The sequence below is a fragment of the Pseudomonas sp. RIT-PI-o genome, assembly GCF_001297215.1.
GTDB lineage: Bacteria > Pseudomonadota > Gammaproteobacteria > Pseudomonadales > Pseudomonadaceae > Aquipseudomonas > Aquipseudomonas moraviensis_A.
In genome coordinates, this window is the sequence record NZ_LHPA01000044.1 from 79349 (window position 1) to 102101 (window position 22753).

The 22753-nt window shown below is 60.7% G+C and carries 18 protein-coding genes; 12 read left to right on the forward strand and 6 right to left on the reverse strand.

The annotated features are described in order from the left end of the window. Positions 1-11: 11 nt before the first annotated feature. The 3 genes from AEQ63_RS24295 to AEQ63_RS24305 form a co-directional block, all read right to left on the reverse strand. Positions 12-1094: a 5-(carboxyamino)imidazole ribonucleotide synthase gene (locus AEQ63_RS24295; protein WP_064365150.1), complete on the reverse strand. Its 1083-nt coding sequence runs from the start codon at positions 1092-1094 to the stop codon at positions 12-14. A 10-nt stretch (positions 1095-1104) separates the two neighbouring features. Then, positions 1105-1596, reverse strand: a complete 492-nt coding sequence (gene purE / locus AEQ63_RS24300; RefSeq protein WP_007920220.1) for a 5-(carboxyamino)imidazole ribonucleotide mutase — start codon at positions 1594-1596, stop codon at positions 1105-1107. A gap of 330 nt (positions 1597-1926) precedes the next feature. After that, complete coding sequence (locus tag AEQ63_RS24305) at positions 1927-2835, reverse strand: LysR substrate-binding domain-containing protein (protein ID WP_016772473.1); 909 nt, start codon at positions 2833-2835, stop codon at positions 1927-1929. 180 nt (positions 2836-3015) lie between these two features. Between AEQ63_RS24305 and aspA the strand changes: the two genes are divergently transcribed. The 3 genes from aspA to AEQ63_RS24320 all read left to right on the forward strand — a co-directional run bounded on the left by aspA (position 3016) and on the right by AEQ63_RS24320 (position 7563). Continuing rightward, on the forward strand, positions 3016-4440 hold the full coding sequence (gene aspA / locus AEQ63_RS24310; protein WP_016772472.1) for an aspartate ammonia-lyase: 1425 nt from the start codon (positions 3016-3018) through the stop codon (positions 4438-4440). 499 nt (positions 4441-4939) lie between these two features. Continuing rightward, positions 4940-6388, forward strand: coding sequence for an alanine/glycine:cation symporter family protein (locus tag AEQ63_RS24315; protein ID WP_042608066.1), 1449 nt, complete (start codon positions 4940-4942; stop codon positions 6386-6388). A 170-nt stretch (positions 6389-6558) separates the two neighbouring features. After that, a complete protein-coding gene (locus tag AEQ63_RS24320; RefSeq protein ID WP_064365151.1) occupies positions 6559-7563 on the forward strand; it encodes an asparaginase in 1005 nt (334 codons plus the stop codon). 72 nt (positions 7564-7635) lie between these two features. Here the strand turns inward: AEQ63_RS24320 and AEQ63_RS24325 are convergent, their stop codons facing one another. Further along, on the reverse strand, positions 7636-8067 hold the full coding sequence (locus AEQ63_RS24325; RefSeq protein ID WP_064365152.1) for a hypothetical protein: 432 nt from the start codon (positions 8065-8067) through the stop codon (positions 7636-7638). 405 nt (positions 8068-8472) lie between these two features. Between AEQ63_RS24325 and AEQ63_RS24330 the strand changes: the two genes are divergently transcribed. The 4 genes from AEQ63_RS24330 to AEQ63_RS24345 all read left to right on the forward strand — a co-directional run bounded on the left by AEQ63_RS24330 (position 8473) and on the right by AEQ63_RS24345 (position 16584). Beyond that, on the forward strand, positions 8473-9468 hold the full coding sequence (locus AEQ63_RS24330; RefSeq protein WP_064365153.1) for an AraC family transcriptional regulator: 996 nt from the start codon (positions 8473-8475) through the stop codon (positions 9466-9468). 256 nt (positions 9469-9724) lie between these two features. Further along, positions 9725-10750, forward strand: a complete 1026-nt coding sequence (locus AEQ63_RS24335) for a histone deacetylase family protein (protein WP_064365154.1) — start codon at positions 9725-9727, stop codon at positions 10748-10750. Then, a complete protein-coding gene (locus AEQ63_RS24340; RefSeq protein WP_064365155.1) occupies positions 10747-11841 on the forward strand; it encodes a polyamine ABC transporter substrate-binding protein in 1095 nt (364 codons plus the stop codon). Before AEQ63_RS24335 ends, AEQ63_RS24340 begins: the two co-directional genes overlap by 4 nt. A gap of 138 nt (positions 11842-11979) precedes the next feature. Then, on the forward strand, positions 11980-16584 hold the full coding sequence (locus AEQ63_RS24345; protein WP_064365156.1) for a dermonecrotic toxin domain-containing protein: 4605 nt from the start codon (positions 11980-11982) through the stop codon (positions 16582-16584). Here the strand turns inward: AEQ63_RS24345 and pdxR are convergent. Next, positions 16541-18094, reverse strand: a complete 1554-nt coding sequence (gene pdxR, locus AEQ63_RS24350; protein ID WP_064365157.1) for a MocR-like pyridoxine biosynthesis transcription factor PdxR — start codon at positions 18092-18094, stop codon at positions 16541-16543. The two genes, AEQ63_RS24345 and pdxR, sit on opposite strands and share 44 nt — an antisense overlap. 92 nt (positions 18095-18186) lie before the next feature. Here pdxR and AEQ63_RS24355 point away from each other — a divergent pair, with 92 nt between their 5' ends. Genes AEQ63_RS24355 through AEQ63_RS24365 form a run of 3 tightly spaced genes read left to right on the forward strand, consistent with a single transcriptional unit; the run spans position 18187 to position 19951 of the window. Continuing rightward, positions 18187-18810, forward strand: a complete 624-nt coding sequence (locus tag AEQ63_RS24355) for an FMN-binding negative transcriptional regulator (RefSeq protein ID WP_064365158.1) — start codon at positions 18187-18189, stop codon at positions 18808-18810. Between the two features lie 10 nt (positions 18811-18820). Then, positions 18821-19267 (forward strand): GNAT family N-acetyltransferase, encoded by a 447-nt coding sequence (locus tag AEQ63_RS24360; RefSeq protein WP_064365159.1) that lies wholly within the window; start codon positions 18821-18823, stop codon positions 19265-19267. A 12-nt stretch (positions 19268-19279) separates the two neighbouring features. After that, entirely contained in the window at positions 19280-19951 is a 672-nt protein-coding gene (locus AEQ63_RS24365) for a GNAT family N-acetyltransferase (RefSeq protein ID WP_064365160.1), read from the forward strand. A 121-nt stretch (positions 19952-20072) separates the two neighbouring features. Here AEQ63_RS24365 and AEQ63_RS24370 read toward each other — a convergent pair whose 3' ends face one another. Beyond that, positions 20073-20975, reverse strand: a complete 903-nt coding sequence (locus tag AEQ63_RS24370; protein ID WP_064365161.1) for a homocysteine S-methyltransferase family protein — start codon at positions 20973-20975, stop codon at positions 20073-20075. A gap of 113 nt (positions 20976-21088) precedes the next feature. Between AEQ63_RS24370 and AEQ63_RS24375 the strand changes: the two genes are divergently transcribed. Together AEQ63_RS24375 and AEQ63_RS24380 are read left to right on the forward strand one after the other, a co-directional pair. After that, positions 21089-21907, forward strand: a complete 819-nt coding sequence (locus tag AEQ63_RS24375) for an ABC transporter substrate-binding protein (RefSeq protein ID WP_064365162.1) — start codon at positions 21089-21091, stop codon at positions 21905-21907. Next, the gene (locus tag AEQ63_RS24380; protein WP_064365163.1) at positions 21904-22740 is read left to right on the forward strand and encodes an amino acid ABC transporter permease; all 837 of its coding nucleotides are present in this window, start codon (positions 21904-21906) and stop codon (positions 22738-22740) included. The genes AEQ63_RS24375 and AEQ63_RS24380 overlap by 4 nt, the downstream gene beginning before the upstream one ends. The last annotated feature ends 13 nt before the right edge of the window (positions 22741-22753 follow it).

The following is a 22753-nucleotide window of genomic DNA, read 5'->3' on the forward strand; positions in this document are numbered from 1 at the left end:
TGAAACCGTTTTTACTCGGCGATCAGCGCTTCGACCTTGATGATCTGCGCCTGTAGCGTGGCCATGTCGGCGCAACGCAGGTTGGCGTGGCCGACCTTGCGTCCGGCCTTGAAGGCCTTGCCGTAGTGATGCAGATGGCAGTCTTCGATGGCGATGACTTTCTCAACCGGCGGTACCACGCCGATGAAGTTGAGCATCGCGCTCTCGCCGACCTTGGCGGTCGAACCCAGTGGCAGGCCGGCCACGGCGCGCAGGTGGTTTTCGAACTGGCTGCACTCGGCGCCTTCGGTGGTCCAGTGCCCGGAGTTGTGCACGCGCGGGGCGATTTCGTTGGCTTTCAGGCCACCGTCGACTTCAAAGAATTCGAAAGCCATCACGCCGACGTAGTCGAGGTGCTTGAGCACACGGCTGGAATAATCTTCCGCCAGTGTCTGCAACGGGTGATCGGTGCTGGCGACGGACAGCTTGAGGATGCCGCTGTCGTGGGTGTTGTGCACCAGTGGATAGAACTTCGTTTCACCATCGCGAGCACGCACGGCGATCAGCGACACTTCGCCGGTGAACGGCACGAATCCTTCCAGCAGGCAGGCAACGCTACCCAGTTCGGCGAAAGTACCCGCCACGTCTTCCGGCTTGCGCAGGACTTTCTGGCCCTTGCCGTCGTAACCCAGGGTGCGGGTTTTCAGCACGGCCGGCAGACCGATGGAAGCGACGGCGGCTTCCAGATCGGCTTGCGACTGGATGTCGGCGAAGGCCGGGGTCGGAATGCCGAGGTCCTTGAACATGCTTTTTTCGAACCAGCGATCACGGGCGATGCGCAGCGCTTCGGCGCTCGGGTAGACCGGCACGAATTGCGAGAGAAACGCCACGGTTTCGGCCGGGACGCTTTCGAATTCGAAGGTCACCAGATCGACTTCATCGGCCAGTTGGCGCAGATGATCCTGATCGCCGTAATCGGCCCGCAGGTGTTCGCCCAGTGCGGCCGCACAGGCGTCCGGCGCAGGGTCGAGAAAAGCGAAGTTCATGCCCAGCGGAGTGCCCGCCAGGGCCAACATGCGACCCAACTGGCCGCCACCGATTACACCGATCTTCATCTCAACAACCTCAGGCAATACGTGGGTCTGGATTGTCCAGGACGCTGTCTGTCTGCTCGGCACGGAAGGTTTTCAGTACCGCGTGGAACTGCGGGTGCTTGGCGCCGAGGATGCTCGCCGAGAGCAGCGCGGCGTTGATCGCGCCGGCCTTGCCGATGGCCAGGGTGGCGACCGGAATGCCCGCGGGCATCTGCACGATCGACAGCAGCGAATCGACGCCCGAGAGCATGGCCGACTGCACCGGCACGCCCAGCACCGGCAGGTGGGTCTTGGCCGCACACATGCCTGGCAAGTGGGCTGCGCCACCGGCACCGGCGATGATCACCTCGATGCCGCGGCTTTCAGCCTCTTCGGCGTACTGGAACAGCAGATCCGGGGTGCGGTGGGCGGAGACCACCTTGACCTCGTACGGGATGCCGAGCTTTTCCAGCATATCGGCGGTGTGGCTAAGGGTGGACCAATCGGACTTGGAGCCCATGATCACGCCAACCAGTGCACTCATCGTCGCGCCTCTTCTCTCTGGAGCGCCCGCAGGCGCGTCATAAAACAACAAGCCACGCAGGTTGCGTGGCTTGATTGTGCGAAAAATGGCCGGACGTGCCGGCCGAAGGCCGCGCAGTATACCGCAAAGAAAGCAATAAACAGCCCCCGAAACGACCATCTGTCAAATGAGCGAAAGGCCCGGTTTTATTGACTTGAAGGTCAGCGCCGCAACACCACAAATCCCTGTAGGAGTGAGCCTGCTCGCGATGGCGGTGTGTCAGTCACATCATCGTTGAATGTGCAGACGCTATCGCGAGCAGGCTCACTCCTACAAAGGGTCCGCGTAGGGTCAGGAAGCTTGTGCAGCGCCGCCTTCAAGCTTGCGCCACAGCAACCGCACGTTGGCCTTGCGCACCAGGGCGCAGCGGTACAGGCGGATCTCCAGCGGCACATGCCATTGCGGGCCGCCACAGACCACCAGTTCGCCGCGCGCCAGTTCGGCGCGTACGCTCAGTTGCGGCACCCAGGCGATACCCAGGCCTTCCAGCGCCATGCTCTTCAGGCTGTCGGCCATGGCGGTTTCGTAGATCGTGGTGAAGCGCAGCTGGCGCTGGCGTAGCAGGCCGTTGACCGAACGGCCGAGAAACGCCCCGGCGCTGTAAGCCAGCAACGGCACGCTCGCCTCACCTTCCAGATCGAACAATGGCTTGCCATCCAGATCCGCCGCGCACACCGGCAGCATCTCGGTCTGGCCCAGGTGCAGCGAGGGGAAGATTTCCGGGTCCATCTGCATCGCCGAATCCGGGTCGTAGAACGCCAGCATCAGATCGCAGCCACCTTCGCGCAGCGCATGCACGGCGTCGCCAACGTTGGTCGCCACCAGCCGCGTGGCAATGTTCAGCCCTTCGTTGCGCAACTGGGCGATCCAGCGCGGAAAAAAGCCCAGGGCCAGCGAGTGCGCCGCTGCGACTTGCATCACCTCGCCCTGCCCGCCTTCCAGATGATGCAGGTGGCGCAGCACTTCACCGAGCTGTTCGACCACGGTGCGCGCGGTCACCAGAAACAACTGCCCCGCCGCCGTCAGTTCGACCGGCGTGCGCGAACGATTGACCAGGGTCAGCCCCAATGCGGCTTCGAGGCTGCGAATCCGCCGACTGAACGCCGGCTGGGTCACGAAGCGCCGTTCGGCCGCCTGCGAGAAGCTGCGGGTAGCGGCCAGGGCACTGAAGTCCTCGAGCCATTTGCTTTCCAGATTCATCACGTCCTCCCGGACACGCACCAAAACAGGTCACACGTCTGCCGCACAGACGGCGTCACATGGGCATTATGCCGAATGTGCATAGGGCAGTGCTGAACAGCATTGGCCCAAAAATCCCCACAAGCCTAGCATTCGCAGCGTTCCGGCACAGACCGGGTCCTTATCGAGATGATTTCTATCATGTCCTCCGCTGCATCTTTCCGCACAGAAACCGACCTGCTTGGCGCCCTCGAAGTACCGGCCCATGCGTATTACGGCATCCAGACCCTGCGAGCGGTGAACAACTTCCGCCTCTCGGGCGTTCCGATTTCGCATTACCCGAAACTGGTTGTGGGCCTGGCGATGGTCAAACAGGCCGCCGCTGACGCCAACCGCGAGCTGGGTCACCTGAGCGAAGCCAAGCACGCTGCCATCAGCGAAGCCTGTGCCCGATTGATCCGCGGCGATTACCACGAAGAGTTCGTGGTCGACATGATTCAGGGTGGCGCCGGCACGTCCACCAACATGAACGCCAACGAAGTGATCGCCAACATTGCTCTGGAAGCGATGGGCCACGAGAAAGGCGAATACCAGTACCTGCATCCGAACGATGACGTGAACATGGCGCAGTCAACCAACGACGCCTACCCGACGGCGATCCGTCTGGGTCTGCTGTTGGGTCACGACGCGCTGCTGGCCAGTCTCGACAGCCTGATCCAGGCCTTCGCGGCCAAGGGCAAAGAGTTCGATCACGTCCTGAAAATGGGCCGTACCCAGCTACAAGACGCCGTGCCGATGACCCTCGGCCAAGAATTCCGCGCGTTCGCCACCACCATGGGCGAAGACCTCGCCCGCCTGAAGACGCTGGCCCCGGAACTGCTGACCGAGGTCAACCTGGGCGGCACCGCGATCGGCACCGGCATCAACGCCGACCCGCGTTACCAGGCACTGGCGGTACAGCGTCTGGCACTGATCAGCGGTCAACCGCTGGTACCGGCCGCCGACCTGATCGAAGCAACCTCCGACATGGGCGCGTTCGTGCTGTTCTCCGGCATGCTCAAGCGCACTGCGGTCAAGCTGTCGAAGATCTGCAACGACCTGCGCCTGTTGTCCAGCGGCCCACGCACCGGCATCAATGAAATCAACCTGCCGGCGCGTCAGCCAGGCAGCTCGATCATGCCCGGCAAGGTCAACCCAGTGATCCCGGAGGCCGTGAACCAGGTGGCGTTCCAGGTCATCGGTAACGATCTGGCGCTGACCATGGCGGCCGAAGGCGGCCAGTTGCAGCTGAACGTGATGGAGCCGCTGATCGCCTTCAAGATCCTCGACTCGATCCGCCTGCTGCAACGCGCCATGGACATGCTGCGCGAGCACTGCATCGTCGGCATCACCGCCAACGAAGCGCGCTGCCGTGAACTGGTCGAGCACTCGATCGGTCTGGTCACCGCACTGAACCCGTACATCGGCTACAAGAACGCCACCCGCATCGCCCGTATCGCCCTTGAAAGCGGCCGTGGCGTGCTGGAACTGGTGCGCGAAGAAGGTCTGCTCGACGAAGCCATGCTCGCCGACATCCTGCGCCCGGAAAACATGATCGCTCCGCGTCTGGTTCCGCTCAAAGCCTGAGCCCGACGCGAACTTGCAGCACCGCTCACCAGGTCGAGGGACTAGACACCTCTCACCTTTTGAGGGCTTGGGGATTTTGTCCCCGAGCCCTTTTTTTTAACTGTTTGAAGGACAAACGTCTTCTGTGGGAGTGAGCCTGCTCGCGATGAACGATGACGCGGTGTGCCATTAGAACCGCAGCGCCTGCATCGCGAGCAGGCTCACTCCTACAAAAGCCCGGCGCCGGTAACGCCGGGTGTTTCAACGCTTCGTTTCGTCGCTTGCACCACTACCGTGCAGACGGGCGCGCCACTGATCGGTATAGTGCCGCCCCTCTTCGCGTGAGCGGTCGTCGGTAACGAGGCCATTACCCATGCGAAACCCGAACTAATAACAAAACCCGCGATATGGATCCGGGACGAAACCTTCGCCTCACCCGTCGTGCCGCGCGCAGACCGGTGTAACACGATGTTTCTCCGATCCAGCATTTGCACCCACAAAAAACAGCGAGGAAAAATCCATGCTCGAAGTCATCAACGACTTCCTCTCAGGGAAAGTACTGATCGTGCTCATTGTCGGGCTCGGTAGCTACTTCACGATTCGCTCGCGTTTCGTTCAACTGCGTCACTTCTTCCACATGTTCGCGGTGTTCCGCGACAGCCTCAAAGGCAGCGCCGGGCAACTCAGCTCGTTCCAGGCCTTGATGCTCAGCCTCGCCGGCCGCGTCGGTGCAGGCAACATCGCCGGTGTCGGCATCGCCGTGACCCTCGGTGGTCCGGGTGCGGTGTTCTGGATGTGGGTGACCGCACTGGTCGGCATGTCCAGCAGCTTCTTCGAGTGCACCCTGGCCCAGGTCTACAAGCGCGCCGATGGCGACGGCCTGTACCGTGGCGGCCCGGCCTACTACATCCAGCACGGGCTCAAGCTCAAAGGCATGGCGGTGGTTTTCTCGATTCTGCTGCTGGTCACTTACGGCTTCGCCTTCATTGGCCTGCAGTCCTACACCGTGACCCACTCGCTGCAGAACGCCTTTGACTTCGACCCGCGCCACACCGGGATCGTCCTCGCGGTGCTGCTGGCCATCACTTTCATCGGCGGGATCAAGCGCATCGCTTCGGTCTCCGACCTGCTGGTCCCGATCAAGACCCTGGCCTATATCGGCGTGACCCTTTATGTGATCGGCACCCAGATCGAACACGTGCCGGCCATGCTGGAAACCATCTTCAAGAGCGCCTTCGGTCTCGATCCGGCCTTTGGTGGCCTGCTCGGCAGTGCCATCGTCATGGGCGTGAAGCGTGGCGTGTTTGCCAACGAAGCGGGTCTGGGCAGTGCGCCGAACGTCGCCGCTGTGGCCGCCGTAAAGCACCCGGGTGCACAGGGCGTGGTCCAGGCTTTCAGCGTGTTCCTCGATACCTTCGTGATCTGCACCTGCACCGCACTGCTGATCCTGCTGTCGGGCTTCTATACGCCGGGCTTCGAAGGTGACGGCATCGTCCTGACCCAGAACTCGCTGGCTGCCGTAGTCGGTGACTGGGGTCGCATGTTCGTCAGCGTCGCGCTGTCGCTGTTCGTCTTCACCTGCATCCTCTACAACTACTACCTGGGCGAAAACAGCCTGCAGTTCCTCAGCCGCAACCGCGCCCTGCTGATGCTGTTCCGTGGCCTGGTGCTGGCGCTGGTGGTCTGGGGTTCGATGCAGGACCTGTCGACCGTGTTCGCCTTCGCCGATATCACCATGACCTGCCTGGCCTTCGTCAACCTGGTGGCCCTGGCCATGCTGTTCAAGGTCGGCCTGCGCGTGATGCGCGACTACGACGAACAGCGCCGCGCCGGCGTCAAACAGCCAGTATTTGACTCCAGCAAATTTGCCGATCTGGATCTGGATCGCAACGCTTGGCCAGTCAACCCGCCAGCCGCTGCGGGCCAGACTGAAACTGCGCCGCAAGGCGTACCTGCAGCGCAACGCTGACAGGTGAATGACGGGCGCATCCGCTGCGCCCGTCAGTTATTGTGATGCAATAACTTGTAGGAGTGAGCCTGCTCGCGATAGCGATTGATCATTCAACATTTATGTTGGCTGAAAGACTGCTATCGCGAGCAGGCTCACTCCTACAATGTCATCTCTTGTGGAGACCTCAGATGATTGCCCATTCCTATCCCGCCGCCCAACACGTCATGGTGCTCTACACCGGTGGCACCATCGGCATGCAGGCCAGCGCCAACGGCCTGGCCCCGGCGTCCGGTTTCGAAGCGCGGATGCGTGACTACCTGCACAGCCAGCCTGAGCTGGTGGTGCCGCAGTGGCAATTTCGCGAGATGTCGCCGCTGATCGACAGCGCCAACATGACCCCGGCCTACTGGCAGCAACTGCGCGAAGCGGTGGTCGATGCCGTTGACGTAAAAGGCTGCGACAGCGTGCTGATCCTGCACGGCACCGACACGCTGGCGTACAGCGCAGCGGCGATGAGTTTTCAATTGCTCGGTCTTCACGCCCGCGTGTGCTTCACCGGTTCGATGCTGCCGGCAGGCGTGACCGACAGCGATGCCTGGGAAAACCTCGGCGGCGCGCTGGTTGCCCTCGGCCAAGGCCTGGCGCCCGGCGTGCATCTGTACTTCCACGGCGAACTGCTGGCTCCGACCCGTTGCGCGAAAGTGCGCAGTTTTGGCCGTCATCCGTTCAAACGACTTGAGCGTCAGGGCGGTGGCCTGAAAGCGCCTTCGATTCCAGCGTCGTTGAACTACAACCAGCCGAAGCAACTGGCCAAGGTGGCGGTGTTGCCACTGTTCCCGGGCATCAGCGCCGAGGTGCTCGACGGCCTGCTCGACAGCGGCATTCAAGGTCTGGTGCTGGAGTGCTACGGCAGCGGCACAGGGCCGAGCGACAACCCGCAATTCCTCGCCAGCCTTGGCCGCGCACGGGATAACGGCGTGGTCGTGGTTGCAGTCACGCAGTGTCATGAAGGTGGCGTTGAGCTTGATGTGTACGAAGCGGGCAGCCGCTTGCGAAGTGTGGGCGTGTTGTCCGGTGGGGGCATGACCCGCGAAGCGGCGTTCGGCAAGTTGCATGGTCTGCTTGGCGCAGGGCTTAACACACAGGAAGTTCGTCAACTGGTTGAGCTGGATCTGTGTGGAGAGCTGGTCTGACCAGCGCTGTCCAATACACTTTTCATCATAAATAAACCTTCCTGCAAAATTGATGCAGGAAGGTTTAAACAATTAATCTAAAGTAACTTCGAATTTTCCGCCGGTGAGTATGGAGTTACCGTCTCTATCGCCTTGAACATCACCCAGCAACCCAGCTATATTTTTACTGCCCTCTTGCCACTCCACTCGAATCCAGCCCTTTGTCGCCACCCACTCTTGCACAGAATCCTGAAACAACAAATAAACAGGGTCGCCGTGCGCTACAAACTCCACTTTCGTATTCAAATAAGCTTTGCCGATTACCACGCCGATAATATTATTGCGGCCCGGATCTCCGCCGCTCATATCGAAGTCGAAAACAATTTCATTAGCACGAACTTCGGCGTGAATGACCGGAAACGTTTGCTTGCGACCGTCAACCTCCACAGTAATCTGGCCTTGAAGCGCCTTCTTGCTGCCTTTGAAAAATTCCAGCGAATATTTTTTAGCTAGTGAACCGCTCATTTAAATCTCCTTATCGACACATTGGTCAAAATTCATATTTACTGAAAAACTCGCAACATCCAATAAACAATTAGCGACATCCACTGGCAAACTAGACCCGACTTATGTAGCTGTCAAAAAAAATACCTATAAATAAAAATATTCGACAAACGGTTAACAATTCGCCAAAAACCTGTGATTTCTGACAGTAGACCAAGCGCAGCTTAATATTTAGAATTGACATGGGCCATGTCCTGCTCTGATTACTCAACGGCTTAGAGGCAACTTTAAAAACATAACTTGCAACTTGCAAATCTCTCGTCAGAGATTGGAAGTTTAACTTCCAATATAATCTCGACATTACAAATTATCTTGAGCGGCACATAAATTGCTGGTGTATCCCCATCCATGATCGGGGAACTTCTTATGCTCCACTCCCACCTCACCACCCTCAACGCGGTCTCGCTGATCCTCAACACCTTCAAGGCCGAAGGCCTGTCGAGCGAGGCGTTGCTGGCTGGCAGCGGCATCGTTGCGGCAGATCTGCAGCGGGCCGACACGCGCATCACCACCCATCAGGAGATGCAGGTCTGCACCAACGCGGTCGCGCTCAAGCGTGACATCGGCCTCGAACTGGGCCGGCGCATGCACGTCTCCTGTTACGGCATGCTCGGTTACGCCCTGCTGACCTGTGCCACCTTCGGTGACGCTTTGCGCCTGGCGATCCGTTATCCGGCGCTGTTGGGAACGCTGTTCGAACTGAGCCTGGAAGACGATGGCGAGCAGGTGTGGTTCGTCGCCGCCGACTATCGCGAGAGCCCGGCCATGGCGGTGTTCAATGCCGAATTTTGTCTGGTGTCGCTGAAAGTCATCTGCGACGACTTGCTCGGCCATGCGCTGCCACTGCGCGCTACGCGTTTCGAGCACGCCGCGCCCGATTACCGCGACAGTTATGCTGAACCTTTCAACTCGCCGCTGCAGTTCTCGGCCAAGGACAACGCCTTCGCCTTCGACCGCCACTGGCTGGATCAGCCGTTGCCGCTGGCCGACGCTATTACCCATCAGGCCATGGCCGAACGTTGCCGCAAGCAGAATCTGGAGTTCACCGGACGTCAGGCCTGGCTGGGGCGGATTCGTCAGCTGCTCAGCGCGCAATTGAATGCCGCGCCGGGACTCGAAGGGCTCGCGCAGCAGATGAAGTGTTCACCGCGCACCTTGCGCCGGCATCTGAAAGACATGGGCAGCAGCTATCAGGAACTGCTCGATGAATTGCGTTTCGAGCGGGCCAAGCAGATGTTGTGTGAGGATCAGTTGCCGATCTATCGGATCGCCGAGACGCTGGGCTTCAGTGAGACCGCCAGTTTCCGCCATGCCTTTGTGCGCTGGAGCGGCGTGGCGCCGAGTCAGTTCCGGCCGCATTGATCCTCCCTGTAGGAGTGAGCCTGCTCGCGATGGCCATTTATCATCCAACACATTCTTTGCCTGACGGACCGCTATCGCGAGCAGGCTCACTCCTACAAGAGTTCGTATTTCACCCTTGAGCCAGCGTTATCAAGGGGCGAATTGCGGTCAGAGGTTTTGGCCATTTCGATCCCCTTTTGGCCGCTCCCGACGTTCTCCGATTCACCTCGCCCCGCAACACTGAAGACCACCGAATCAGCCCTGCGGAGAACAACAAATGCTGACGATCTACTCAGATGATCACCACTTGCACCATGGCCGCTGTGAGCTCATCGATGGCCAGCTCAAGCCATGCTTCGAGATGCCCTCTCGTGCCGACCACGTACTGCAACGGGTGCAGAAGCAGAATCTCGGTGCCGTCGAAGCGCCGAGGGATTTCGGTCTGGAGCCGATCGCGCGCATTCACAGCCGTGACTATCTGGAATTTTTCAAAGGTGCGTGGGATCGCTGGACCGCGTTCAACACCGACGGCGACCTGCTGCCCTACACCTGGCCGGCGCGCACGCTGCGTGCGATCAAACCGACCAGCCTGCACGGCCAGCTCGGTTATTACAGCTTCGACGGTGGCGCACCGATCACCGCCGGCACCTGGCAAGCGGCCTACAGCGCAGCGCAAGTGGCCCTGACCGCGCAAGCGCAAATCCAGGGTGGCGCCCGCGCGGCCTTCGCCCTGTGCCGTCCGCCGGGTCATCACGCTGCCAGCGATTTGATGGGCGGTTATTGCTACCTCAACAACGCCGCCATCGCCGCGCAAGCGTTCCTCGATCAGGGTCACCGGAAAGTCGCGATCCTCGACGTCGATTACCACCACGGCAACGGCACCCAGTCGATTTTCTACGCGCGCAGCGACGTCCTGTTCACTTCGATCCACGGCCACCCGGAAGCGGAGTTTCCGTTCTTCCTCGGCTACGACGACGAGCGCGGCGAAGGTGCCGGTGAAGGGTTCAATTTCAATTATCCGCTGCCGGCCGGTTCCGGCTGGGACGTGTGGAGCGCGGCGCTGGATCGGGCCTGCGGCGAAATCGACAGTTATGGCGCGGACATCATCGTCGTTTCCCTCGGGGTCGACACGTTCAAGGACGACCCGATCTCGCAGTTCAAACTCGACAGCCCGGATTACCTGGCCATGGGCAAACGCATTGCCGCCCTTGGCAAACCGACCCTGTTCGTCATGGAAGGTGGCTACGCCGTTGAAGAGATCGGCATCAACGCCGTGAACGTGCTGGAAGGTTTTGAACAATGAAAAAGCGACTGATCGCCTCGGCGCTGTGCGCGGCCATGCTGAGCGCCGGCGCCCACGCCGAAGAACGCACACTGCGCGTCTACAACTGGTTCGACTACATCACCCCCAAAGCGCTGGACGAGTTCAAGGCGCAGAACACCCAGACCAAACTGATCTACGACATCTTCGACACCAACGAAGCCCTTGAGGCCAAGTTGCTCACCGGCAATTCCGGCTACGACGTGGTAGTGCCGTCCAACGTCTTCCTCGCCAAACAGATCGAGGCCGGAGTATTCCAGCCGCTGGATCGCAGCAAGCTGCCGAACTGGAATCACCTTGATCCGAAACTGATGAAGCTGATCGAAGCCAATGATCCGGGAAACAAATTCGCCGTGCCTTACATGTACGGCACCATCCTGATCGGCTTCAATCCGGCCAGGATCAAGGCAGCGCTGGGCGACAACGCGCCAGTGGACAGTTGGGACCTGATCTTCAAGGAAGAGAACATCAGCAAGCTCAAGCAGTGCGGTGTCGCCCTGCTCGATTCACCGTCGGAGATTCTGCCGCTGGCCCTGCAACACCTGGGTCTGGACCCCAACAGCAAGAAACCGGCGGATTACGCCAAGGCCGAAGCGCTGCTGATGAAGATCCGCCCCTACGTGACCTACTTTCATTCCTCCAAATACATGGCCGACATCGCCAACGGCGACATCTGCGTGGCCGTCGGTTATTCCGGCAGCTTCTCGCAAGCGGCCAACCGCGCCAAAGAAGCGAAAAACGGTGTGGTGGTGGACATGCGCCTGCCAAAAGAAGGGGCGCCGATCTGGTTCGACATGCTCGCCATCCCCAAAGGTGCGAAGAATACCGAGGACGCCTACACCTTCATCAACTATCTGCTGCAACCTGCGGTGATCGCCCCGGTCAGCGATTTTGTCGGATATCCCAATCCGAACAAGGACGCCACCGGTCTGGTCGATCCGGCCATTCGCAACAACCCGAACCTGTACCCGACCGATGCGGCGATGAGCACGCTCTACACCTTGCAGCCGCTGCCTCGGGATGCCGAACGCGCACGAACGCGGGCGTGGACCAAAATCAAATCCGGAACCTGATCCCCGTACCGCCTCCAAGACCCGCGCACGCGGGTCTTTTTTTGCCCGGCAGATCTATGTACCGCACGCGCGAACGTGGCGCCTTTTAACTTGCCCTGAACCGCCGGCATTCGGCGCCCGACAGAGCAGGAATCACTGATGCCCGAACTCCCCTCACCCAGTGCCGTCGATATCGTGACCCAACTGGTCACCGGCCCCTCACTCCATGAAGTCGCCACGAAAACGCTGGGCCCGGCACTCAAGACGCTGTACCCCAACCTTGAGATAGATCCGCAATTGGCCATGGTCGTAGAACCGACCTGGGAGATCGATGACGATCAAGTCTTCGCCGGTCGGCCCAACGTTGAATCGCTGACCGATGCGCTGGTACGCCTTGGCATGACCGGCAAAACCGTGACCTATCTGGACGGCGAGCATTATCTGACCCAGCAGCCTGCCTGGCCGGCCCCCGTGCAGTTGCCGGTGAAAATCGAGGCCATCGGTCTGCTGCTCAACGAGCTCGCACCGCTGTTGTTCATCGCCTACAAGGATCGACACGTCATCTACTGGGATGAGTTCACCTACCCGGGACAGCCGCGCTGGCAGCAGTTGTCGCAAGCGTTGCGCAATTTATGGAGAGCCGATGCCAGCCATGGCTGGGATGCCGCTCAAACCGCCGTCGCCGAGGCGGTGTTCCGCCAGCCCGACAGGCAACAACGCATGAGCGCTGACACCTACGACACACGGGCCTGCCTGATCGACCTCGACCGGCAAGACACCGCACAGCCCGCCCACCTGGCCTTGCTCGATATGGCGGTGATCATTGGCACGGTTGCGGAACGCAGCGTGATTCTCACTCACGCGGTCACTCGCGGTTACCAGCACTTCGACTCGCTGCAAGCGCTTGGCGAGGATCTGCAGCAACGCTTCGGTGCCACTTGCGCAGATCCGCACCTCAGGTGGCGGCTGGTCGAACCGCAGGGCAATTTCTTCGATCATCAGGCCTGCACCTTGATTTCGCTTGAGGCCGACGCCTTGGGGGAGATCAATTTTTTTGCTGAAAGGCCGCTCAACCGCGTCTATCCGCACACCGGAACCCTGGGCAAAACGGCTGAACCGACGCCGCGCCTTGAGACACATTTCGAGCGACTGCGACCGATGCTGCCGCAGTGGCTGAACGATGCGCTGCCCGTCGATCAGGCACGCTATAGCCGGCATCTGCTGGACCTGACCACGTTTGCGCATGAACACGACGGCAAATCGTTCCAGAGCGAAGTCATCGACCTGCGCGCGTACACCCGCGACGCCTTGGTGCAACAGATGGCGAAGGACCAGACGAGCGCCAAGGACATCAACCCCGATGACATTCTGATCACCATCACCAGCCTGGTGGTCTGGGGCACGTTCGTATTGCCCGGCAACACCAGCGTCCAGTCCCTGACGTTGCCGGAACTTGCCCTGCAGAATCTCGCCGGACTGCCACTGGGCAACAAGACCGTGAGCTATAAAAACGCCAGCGCAGTGCCTGCGTGGATGACCGTGGCCTACCTGGAAAAACTGGTCAGGACGGTGGATATCGGCAAGACCTATCCAGCGCACTTGAAGGCATGTCTGGTAGACGACACCGATCAGGCGTCGGCCTTGAAAGAGTTATACAAGAGCCAGTTACGCATCGAGCTGCCATTGCTGGCGTTGCAGCACAAGATCCAGGGCCGGGGCGGCCTTGATGAGTCGGGGTATCGCTACGTGGCAGCGGCGCTGGCGACGACCGGCGCAGAGCGCTACGTCGATGGCGAGGAAATCGTGATCCGCCCGCTGGCCTTTGTCGCGCACCGCAGCAGTTCCGTAACCGACAGCGTCGTCAACATGTACGTCATCGGCCCGCGCGAAGCGAACAAGGGCCCCTGCCTGCTGTACCGTCCGCTGTTCGAGATGCCGTTGATGCAATATCCCGGGCACGCCAACCTCCTCTACGCGATCGAGCATTCGCGACATTTACGCGATTCGGTGCTGGCGTGGTTGCCCGATGACGTACGTTTCAATTACAGCCAGTTTGTCTTTACCGCCAGGCTGCCGTCGGTGTGGACAATTCCACAGATGCTGGTCAATCCGACGACGGCACTCGACATGTCGGGCCCCGTCGCGCTGGGTACCCAAGTGCTGACCGGCGACGTGCTGGAAACCCTTCATGACCGCAACGTACAGGCCCTGCTGACCCAGGCCGACCGGCAATCGGTGTCCAACGCCGAGGCACGCTGGGCCACCCTGAAACAGGGCGGCTGGCTGATGTTCAATGCCGCTCTGCCGTTTCTGGGGCGCAGCGTCGGCACGGCGGCGTGGATCTGGCAAATCATGGACGATCTGCAAGAAGTCACCGACGTTGCCAATCAGCAGTCGGGCAAGATCGCGTGGACGGCAATTGCCGACATCCTTCTGGCCCTGGGCATGGTCCTGGCGCATCGCGCGGCAGTCGGCGAGGCACCAGCACATGAATCGTTGGCGCAGCCAGAAAAACAAACAACGTCCCTCAACCCGGCCGTAAAAGTACCCAAGGCGCTGCAATTGCCCGATGTCATCGGCGCTGAAATGACCGGCGTACACGCGACCACCATCGATATCGTCACCGCACTGAAACGCTCGCCGCAGGCCCTGGCCAAGGTTCTCGACAGCTTCAAGCTCGACCGACCGAAAGATCTTGGCGCCGCCGCCAGCGACGGCACGCACCGGGGCCTGCACCCTCATCGCGACACCTGGTACGTGCAGGTCGGCGAGCGCTGGTTCGAGGTGATGCGCAACGAACACGATAAAGTGCAGATTATCGACTCGCGCCAGCAACCACGCCGCTTCGGTCCGACACTGGCCTATTCCGTCAGGGGCGAGTGGGTGATCGATATGCGCCTGCGTCTGCGCGGCGGGGGCCTGGACTCGGCACTGCAAAAATCCCGTGGCAGCAGGCAGACCGTCGCCAAAGCGTTGACCGAAAAAATCACCGCCTTCGATGACACCATGCATGCCAAGGAGCTACGTCTGAACGCGGACCGTGATGCCTTGAGCGATGCTTTGCCGCAGGCGCAGTCACAGGCGCGCACTCAGTACCTCGCCACACTCGACGCCCAGTACAAGGAGTACGCAGCGAACATTCAGCAGATCAGAGAGTTGAATCTCAATCAGACCATTCCCAATTACCGCACCGTCATGACCGAGCGCCTGCAAATGCAATTGTTTCTGGGCCAGGAGTGGCTCAACGAGCATTCCTCACACTTTCAACAAAGTGTCGAGGCCATGCAGACAATGATCGCGGATGGGCGCACCGTCGAGCCTGAAGCATTCAGCCAGGCGGCGGTCAGCCTGAATGACACCACTCAGAGCATCATCGAGAAAATCGAGGCGGCACACGTCTGCTTCGAAGAAATGAAGCTGTTGGGAAAAGACGCCGTGCAAGCCATGCGTGTCTATCGGGACGCTTTGCCGGATTACCGGTTGAACGACCTCAAAGTGCTGCAAATCAGCCTCGCCGAGAGAATATGTATCAAGCCGGGCGACACCACGGACCATGCCAGCGCTCAACAGGCACTGGCCGATCTCATCGAAGACGCTGCGCTGAATATCCAGAGCTCGCTGGACTTGAGCGCCGATGAAAGCCTGGGCGACTTGCGTGGACGCATCGATGCCTTGAGCAATGTCGCCCAGCAGTTCGATTCGGTGAACAAACGCTTCAGCGATCTGGCCAGCGAATATTCCGACCAGCTCCACACAGACCGACTCAAACATGTACAAGCGCGGGTGATTGCCTTCAAGGCCGCCGCCGACAATCGCCTCGCCGACCTGTTGCGCTACCGGCATCTGCTGGTGCCGCAGGCTGGTCCGTCAACGCCATCCGCGTCTGCCTCGAATCGACAGATCATCCACACACGATCAAGGGGCACCGTGGTCGGCGAACGCAAGAAAAGCGTCGGCGATGACGCTACCGAAACGATGGAAGTGCGCACCCATCTGACGGGCGTCATTGCCACATTCCACGAAGAGTCGCCCGGTGTCTGGGTCGAACAGCGTACGCCGCCGACGCCGGCGCCAACCTCTCCCGTCGACTTGAAAAACAGTGTTCGCGAGGGCCAGGCACTGATCGATGGCCTGGCGGCATTTCATCGGCGCATCGAGGCGCGCCTCAAGCGCGGCGCGCGGATTCCGGTGGAGGTCGAGGAGGAATACCACCAGCATGCCGCACTCTTGCGCAAGGCCATTGCGGCGATCGACGAAGCACTGACCGCCAGGAACCTCACCGCGGGCCCGCATGAACCCTCCGAAACGCTCAGCCACGCGCTCGACAAAGCAGCGAAAACCCTGGAAGAAAAAGGCACCAGCACGCGCATTCGCCTGGTCAAACAGCAATTACCCACGGCGGCGGGCATGCAATGGCTCAAGGAAAAGGGAGAAATAACCATCGACAAAACCGTGACCCGGCGGCCGATCAGACGCCGTCAGCATGATTTCCTCGACGAGTACCGGATTCGTGATGCCCATAATGACAAGGTCCTGTGCTATGCCCATTTTCACTACAGCAGCGCTGAGGCGCATGATCCATCGTTCGTTCGCGGGCACATGAAAACCGTCGCCCAACAGCGAATGGGCGGCGCCTACGAGCCCAGCCAGCCAAGCAACCAGCAACTGATTGAAATCCATCGCAGCGAAATTTCCAGTCGCTCGGCCGAGGCGTTGTTCTTCAACCTCCCCAAGCCTGGCGCAAGCGCGCCAGTGCCGCTGTGATCGCAGCCTCCGGCACCGCGGCAAAACCCAGCACCAGGCCGGCGCGCCGGGCCATGGGTGTGGTTGAGTCCGGCAACCAGTAAGTGCTCAGGCCGTTGATCTCGACATCGACATCCGCGGCCCGAGCGATCAACTGTTGCTCGCGCTCTACGGTGTCCACAGCGACGGTCAGGTGCAGCCCGGCGGACACGGCGGGCAATTGACCGACACCGGCGATTGCTGTCGGCCAACCTTCGAGCAAGCAATTGCGCCGGCTCAGCGCAGCCCGGCGCATCCGGCGGATATGCCGCTGAAAATGCCCGGCAGCCATGAACTCGGCCATCACCGCCTGGGTGCTGACTTCCGAATGCCGCACGTCGACGGCACGGCGTTGCGAGAACGCCTCGACCAGTGCTGGCGGCAGCACCAGATAACCGAGGCGCAACGCCGGAAAGGCGACTTTGCCGAACGTGCCGACGTAGAGCACACGACCCTGACGATCAAGTGCGGCCAACGGCGCCAGCGGCGCGCCGGTGTATCGATATTCGCCGTCATAGTCATCCTCGACGATCCAGCCACCGACGCGCTCGGCCCAGGCGAGCAACTCCAGACGCCGGGCCAGACTCATCACCACGCCGGTCGGGTACTGATGAGACGGCGTGACGTAGGCCACACGGCAGTCGCTGAGCTGAGCCATGGCGCTGCAATCGATGCCCTCGCCGTCTACCGCCACGCCGTGCAACTTCGCCCCCGCTACGGCGAAGGCATGCCCGGCGGCGCGATAGCCCGGATTCTCGATCGCCACCCCGTCGCCCGGCTCGACCAGCAGCTGTGCACAAAGGCTTATGCCCTGCTGCGCGCCACTGGTGATCACAATTTGCTCAGCCGAGCACTGCATGCCCCGCGAGCTGCGCAGATAAGCAGCGATCATTGCGCGCAGCCGCGCATCACCGGACGGGTCGCCATAACACAGTTGCTGCAGATCCGGTTTGCGCCAGAAAGCCGCATTCAGCTTGGCCCACACCTCGAAAGGGAACAGATCGAACGCTGGAACGCCCACCCGAAAAGCCCGCGGCGGACCGCTCGGTGGTCGGGGCAAATGATGCTTTTCGATACGGGAAAATCCACCGCTGTGGATAACTTTGCTGGATGGATTCACAGGTAAATCCAGCCAATTTGTGGATAAGGCTGTGGGTAAGCCTGTTGACAAGCCTGTGGATGGATTTGTGGATAGTTTTTTCTTCGAGGTGGAACCCTGAGCCAATTGCGCGACATAGGTGCCGTCGCCCACGCGTCCTTCGATAAAGCCCTCTGCATACAACTGATCGTAGGCGCGCACCACGCTGTTGCGGGATATTCCCAGAGCCGAGGCCAGGTCGCGGCTGGCCGGCAATCGCGTGCCACTGACCAGACGTCCGTCGAGTACCCGCAGACGCAGGGCCTGATAGAGCTGGCGACTCAAGCCCTGACGGCGATCAAGCGCGATTCCGGCCGGATTGAACGGCATCGACAGCGGTGGCAGATCAGACATGGCAATGGACCTGTGAAATGGCTCGGCAATGGCTCTTACAACAGACCAATAGCCTGCCTAGGATGCAGGCATTCGCCAAGGAAAATCTGTCCATGTACACACCACGCGCCTTTGCCATCGAAGACTTGTCCCAACTGCACGAACTGATCCTTGCCACTCGCCTGGCCATTCTGGTCAGCCACGGTGAGAGCGGACTGCAAGCCAGCCATGTGCCAGTGCTGCTGCATCGCGAACAGGGCGAATACGGCACGCTCTACGGTCATCTGGCCAAAGCCAACCCGCAGTGGAAAGACCTGCGCGACGGCGCCGAAGCGATGCTGATCTTCGCTGGCCCAGACGCCTACGTCAGCCCGAGCTTCTATCCGAGCAAAGCCGAACACGGCAAAGTCGTGCCGACCTGGAACTACATCGCCGTACACGCCTACGGTCATGCCGAGACCTTCAGCGATGGCGGGCGGCTGCTCGACATCGTCAGCACCCTGACCGACCGTCACGAAGCGGGCCGCGCCCAGCCTTGGTCGGTGGAAGATGCGCCGGCCGATTACATCGACGGCATGCTCAAGGCCATTGTCGGTTTTGCCATTCCCATCGATCGCCTCGAAGGCAAACGCAAGCTCAGCCAGAACCGCAGCGCCGAAGACATTGCCGGGGTGCGCGAAGGCCTCGCCGCCAGCCCCGACGCCAACGACCAGACCCTCGCTCGCTTGATGCGCTAAGGAGACCCGCATGACCCAGATCGATATTCGCCCGGTCAGCGCCAATGACCACGCCGCCTGGCTGCCGCTGTGGCAGGCCTACCTGCGCTTTTACAACACCGAGCTACCGGACACCGTGACCCAAAGCACCTGGCAGCGCTTTCTCGACCCGAACGAACCGACCCACGCGGCCATCGCCTGGGCTGATGGCAAAGCGTTGGGCATGGTGCATTACATCTATCATCGCTCGAACTGGAGCATCGAAAACTCCTGCTACCTGCAGGATCTGCTGGTCGTGCCCGAGTCGCGGGGCACGGGCGTCGGCCGCCTGTTGATCGAACATGTCTACGCTACCGCCAAGGCCGATGGTTGCTGCAAAGTCCACTGGCTGACCCACGAAACCAACGCCACCGCGATCCAGCTCTACGAGCGCATCGCCGAACGCCCGGGTTTCATCCAGTTTCGTAAAGCACTTTAAGGAGACGCGCACATGACCGCTTCACTCGCTGACTGGAAAGGCGTCCCCGCCCCCTCCGCCACCTTGCTTGAAGGCCGCTTCATTCGTCTGGAGAAACTCGACCCGGCACGGCATGCCGAGCAACTCTACGCTGCTCTGGAAGGGCCGGGCGCCGATCCGAAACTCTGGGATTATCTGCCTTACGGGCCGTTTCGCGAGCGCAGCGCGTTCAACGACTGGTTGAACAACCATGCGGCCAACAGCGACCCGTATTTCTTCAGCGTCATCGACCGCGCGACTGATCAGGTCCAGGGCATCCTCAGCCTGATGTCGATCGTCCCGGCCCAAGGTCGTATTGAAATCGGTCACGTCACCTTCGGCGCACCCATGCAGCGCTCGCCGAAAAGCACCGAGGCGGTGTACCTGCTGGCCAAGTACTCGTTCGAGCTGGGTTACCGGCGCCTGGAATGGAAGTGCAACAACGGCAACGCCCGCTCCAAATACGCGGCCGAGCGTTTGGGCTTCAGCTTCGAAGGAGTGTTCCGCCAGCACATGGTGGTCAAGGGACAGAACCGCGATACCGCGTGGTATTCGATTCTGGATGCGGAATGGGCGGCGATTGGCACCGGGTTCGAGCGCTGGTTGAGCGATGAAAACCAGACGCCGGGTGGCCAAGTGAAAGGCTTGGCCGAGTGCCGTAGCTGAATTTCTCAAATACCCTGTGGGAGCGAGCCTGCCCGCGAAGGCGGTATGTCAGTCACTGCGAATGTTGACTGACTGACCGCTTTCGCGAGCAGGCTCGCTCCCACAATTGGCGGGGTCAGGCTTATCGACGCAGTTCCTGCGCCAGCACCGCAATATGCTCCGGCCCGATCCCGCAGCAGCCGCCCAAGTGAGTGGCGCCGCGCTGTTGCCAGTCCAGCGCCCAGTGCAGATACCCCGGCGGATCAAGATCGTCACGCAGCGGGTCGAGTCCGTCGTTGGCCGTGGCTTCCTTCGGTTGCGGAGGAAACGCATTGGCGTACGCGCCGATGTTGATGTTCACGCCGAGACGCTCGAACGTTGCGCGCGCCGCGTCGATGGCCGCGCCAATCACTTCAGGCTGGCTGCAGTTGAACAGCAACGTTTCGACGCCGAGCTCAGCCGCCGCCGCAGCCGCTTCGGCAACGGGCTCACCGGAGCGCAGGCGCGGCACTTCATCGGTGTCTTCGTCCTTGAGGGTGAATGACAGCCAGAACGGTTTGCCATCCTTCGGCAGCCCGGCGTGAATGGCGCGCGCCTCGACGATCGAGCTTTGCGTTTCTGCCAGCCACAGGTCGACATATGGGGCCAGACCGTTAACCAAAGGCGTCAACAGTTCGGTCACGCGAGCAGCCTCGAACAGATCCGGACGGTACGAGCCGAACAGCGGCGGCAATGAGCCGGCAACGCGTACGGATCTACCTGAAGCCTGCACCGCGCGCTGCGCCACTTCCCCCGCCAGTGCTGCAAGCGCCTGACCTTCAGCGGCAAAGCGCTCTTCACCAATGTGAAACGGTACCACTGCGTAACTGTTGCTGGTGATCACATTGGCGCCGCTATTGATGTAAGCGGCATGCACCGCCTCGACCGCTAGCGGCGCTTCGCTCAGCGCCAGTGCCGACCACTCGGGCTGGCGAAATGGCGCACCGGCGCGTTGCAACTCACGGCCCATGCCGCCATCGAGAATGACCGTTCCTGCTGCGCTCATATGCGTTTCACTCATATGCTTATGAAAATAACTCACTATCGGAGCCGTTCTTATAACTATTTAATACGCACCACTCGGTTAATAACAACCTCTTTTTTCAACAGGAAGCGACTGTGAAATTCCAACCGCTATTGGCCCTGGGCCTGACCGTTCTGGCCTCCACCCAAGCCTTCGGCGGCGCGACGCTGGACCGTGTCGAGCAGAAAAAAGAACTGGTTGGCGTGCTGATGGAGAGTTATCCGCCCTTCTCGTTCCTCAATGAACAGAATCAACTCGACGGTTTCGATGTCGACGTTGCCAAAGCGGTGGCGGATAAGCTCGGCGTCAGACTTCGTCTGGAAACGCCGTCCTGGGACGTGATCGCCGCCGGCCGCTGGAGCGGGCGCTACGACATCTGCATCTGCTCGATGACCCCGAGCAAGGCCCGCGCCGAAGTGTTCGATTTCCCGGTCGAGTACTACGCCTCGCCAGCAGTGATCGTGGTCAATGCCAAGGATGAGCGGATCCACAGCGCCAAGGACCTGAGCGGCAAGAAAGTCGGCCTGACCAGCGCCTCCAGCTATGAAAGTTATCTGAACAAGAATCTGGTCATCGAAGGCGCCGAGGATACACAGCTGCAGTATCCGTTCGAGGATGTGCAGATCGCTCCGTACGACACCGACAACGTCGCCTTTCAGGATCTGGGTCTCGGCGCCGGCGTGCGCCTGGATGCGATCCTCACCAATCTGGTCACCGCACAACCGCGCTTGAACCAGGACCAGCGCTTCAAACTGGCCGGCGAACCGCTGTACTCGGAGCCGAACTCGGTGGCCATCGAAAAGGGTGACCCGCAGTGGGACGCCAGGGTGCGCGAGGTGTTCGCCCAGCTGAAACAGGACGGCACCCTGAGCAAGCTGTCGCAGAAATGGATCGGCGCCGACATCAGCCAATGAGTTCTTTTCCAACCCCGCCACAGCCACCGCAACCGGTGGCTGAAACCCGCCTGCAAAAGCTTTTCGGGTTCCGTACGCGCCTGTACCTGACGTGGGCTGCGCTGTTCTGTCTGTTTGCCGGATTTTTCCTCAGCTTCGACCTGAAGTTCGCGATCATCCTCGACAAGCTGCCCAACCTCGTTGGCCTGAAGCTAGCGCCGAACGGCTTCCTGCAGGGCGCAGCGCTGACGCTGTTCCTCTGCGCCTGCTCGATCATCGCGTCGTCGCTGCTCGGTTTCATCACCGCGCTGGCGCGCCTGTCCAACAGCGCCGTGGCGTTTGGCATTGCCAGTTTCTACACCTCGTTCTTCCGTGGCACGCCGTTGCTGATCCAGATCCTGCTGATCTACCTCGGCCTGCCGCAACTGGGCATCGTCCCCGGCGCCATCGTCGCCGGCATCATTGCCCTGTCGCTGAACTATGGCGCCTACCTGAGCGAAATCTTCCGCGCCGGCATCCTCGGCGTCGATCACGGCCAACGCGAAGCATCCCTGGCGCTGGGCCTGCGCGAAAGCGTGATCTTCTGGCGCATCACCCTGCCCCAGGCCATGCGCACGATCATCCCGCCGACCACCAATCAGTTCATCTCGATGCTCAAGGACTCGTCGCTGATCTCGGTGATGGGCGTCTGGGAAGTGATGTTTCTCGCCCAGTCCTACGGCCGCTCAAGCTATCGCTACATTGAAATGCTCACCACGGCGGCGATCATCTACTGGCTGATGTCGATCGGGCTGGAGCTGATTCAGGCAAGGATGGAGCGGCATTACGGCAAGGCGTATTTGCGGCGTGGTTAAACAGTCGCGCAGG

Coding starts and splice junctions, on each gene's coding strand:
- AEQ63_RS24295 (WP_064365150.1), bottom strand. CDS start 1,094: ATGAAGATCGGTGTAATCGGTGGCGGCCAGTTGGGTCGCATGTTGGCC.
- purE (WP_007920220.1), bottom strand. CDS start 1,596: ATGAGTGCACTGGTTGGCGTGATCATGGGCTCCAAGTCCGATTGGTCC.
- AEQ63_RS24305 (WP_016772473.1), bottom strand. CDS start 2,835: ATGAATCTGGAAAGCAAATGGCTCGAGGACTTCAGTGCCCTGGCCGCT.
- aspA (WP_016772472.1), top strand. CDS start 3,016: ATGTCCTCCGCTGCATCTTTCCGCACAGAAACCGACCTGCTTGGCGCC.
- AEQ63_RS24315 (WP_042608066.1), top strand. CDS start 4,940: ATGCTCGAAGTCATCAACGACTTCCTCTCAGGGAAAGTACTGATCGTG.
- AEQ63_RS24320 (WP_064365151.1), top strand. CDS start 6,559: ATGATTGCCCATTCCTATCCCGCCGCCCAACACGTCATGGTGCTCTAC.
- AEQ63_RS24325 (WP_064365152.1), bottom strand. CDS start 8,067: ATGAGCGGTTCACTAGCTAAAAAATATTCGCTGGAATTTTTCAAAGGC.
- AEQ63_RS24330 (WP_064365153.1), top strand. CDS start 8,473: ATGCTCCACTCCCACCTCACCACCCTCAACGCGGTCTCGCTGATCCTC.
- AEQ63_RS24335 (WP_064365154.1), top strand. CDS start 9,725: ATGCTGACGATCTACTCAGATGATCACCACTTGCACCATGGCCGCTGT.
- AEQ63_RS24340 (WP_064365155.1), top strand. CDS start 10,747: ATGAAAAAGCGACTGATCGCCTCGGCGCTGTGCGCGGCCATGCTGAGC.
- AEQ63_RS24345 (WP_064365156.1), top strand. CDS start 11,980: ATGCCCGAACTCCCCTCACCCAGTGCCGTCGATATCGTGACCCAACTG.
- pdxR (WP_064365157.1), bottom strand. CDS start 18,094: ATGTCTGATCTGCCACCGCTGTCGATGCCGTTCAATCCGGCCGGAATC.
- AEQ63_RS24355 (WP_064365158.1), top strand. CDS start 18,187: ATGTACACACCACGCGCCTTTGCCATCGAAGACTTGTCCCAACTGCAC.
- AEQ63_RS24360 (WP_064365159.1), top strand. CDS start 18,821: ATGACCCAGATCGATATTCGCCCGGTCAGCGCCAATGACCACGCCGCC.
- AEQ63_RS24365 (WP_064365160.1), top strand. CDS start 19,280: ATGACCGCTTCACTCGCTGACTGGAAAGGCGTCCCCGCCCCCTCCGCC.
- AEQ63_RS24370 (WP_064365161.1), bottom strand. CDS start 20,975: ATGAGCGCAGCAGGAACGGTCATTCTCGATGGCGGCATGGGCCGTGAG.
- AEQ63_RS24380 (WP_064365163.1), top strand. CDS start 21,904: ATGAGTTCTTTTCCAACCCCGCCACAGCCACCGCAACCGGTGGCTGAA.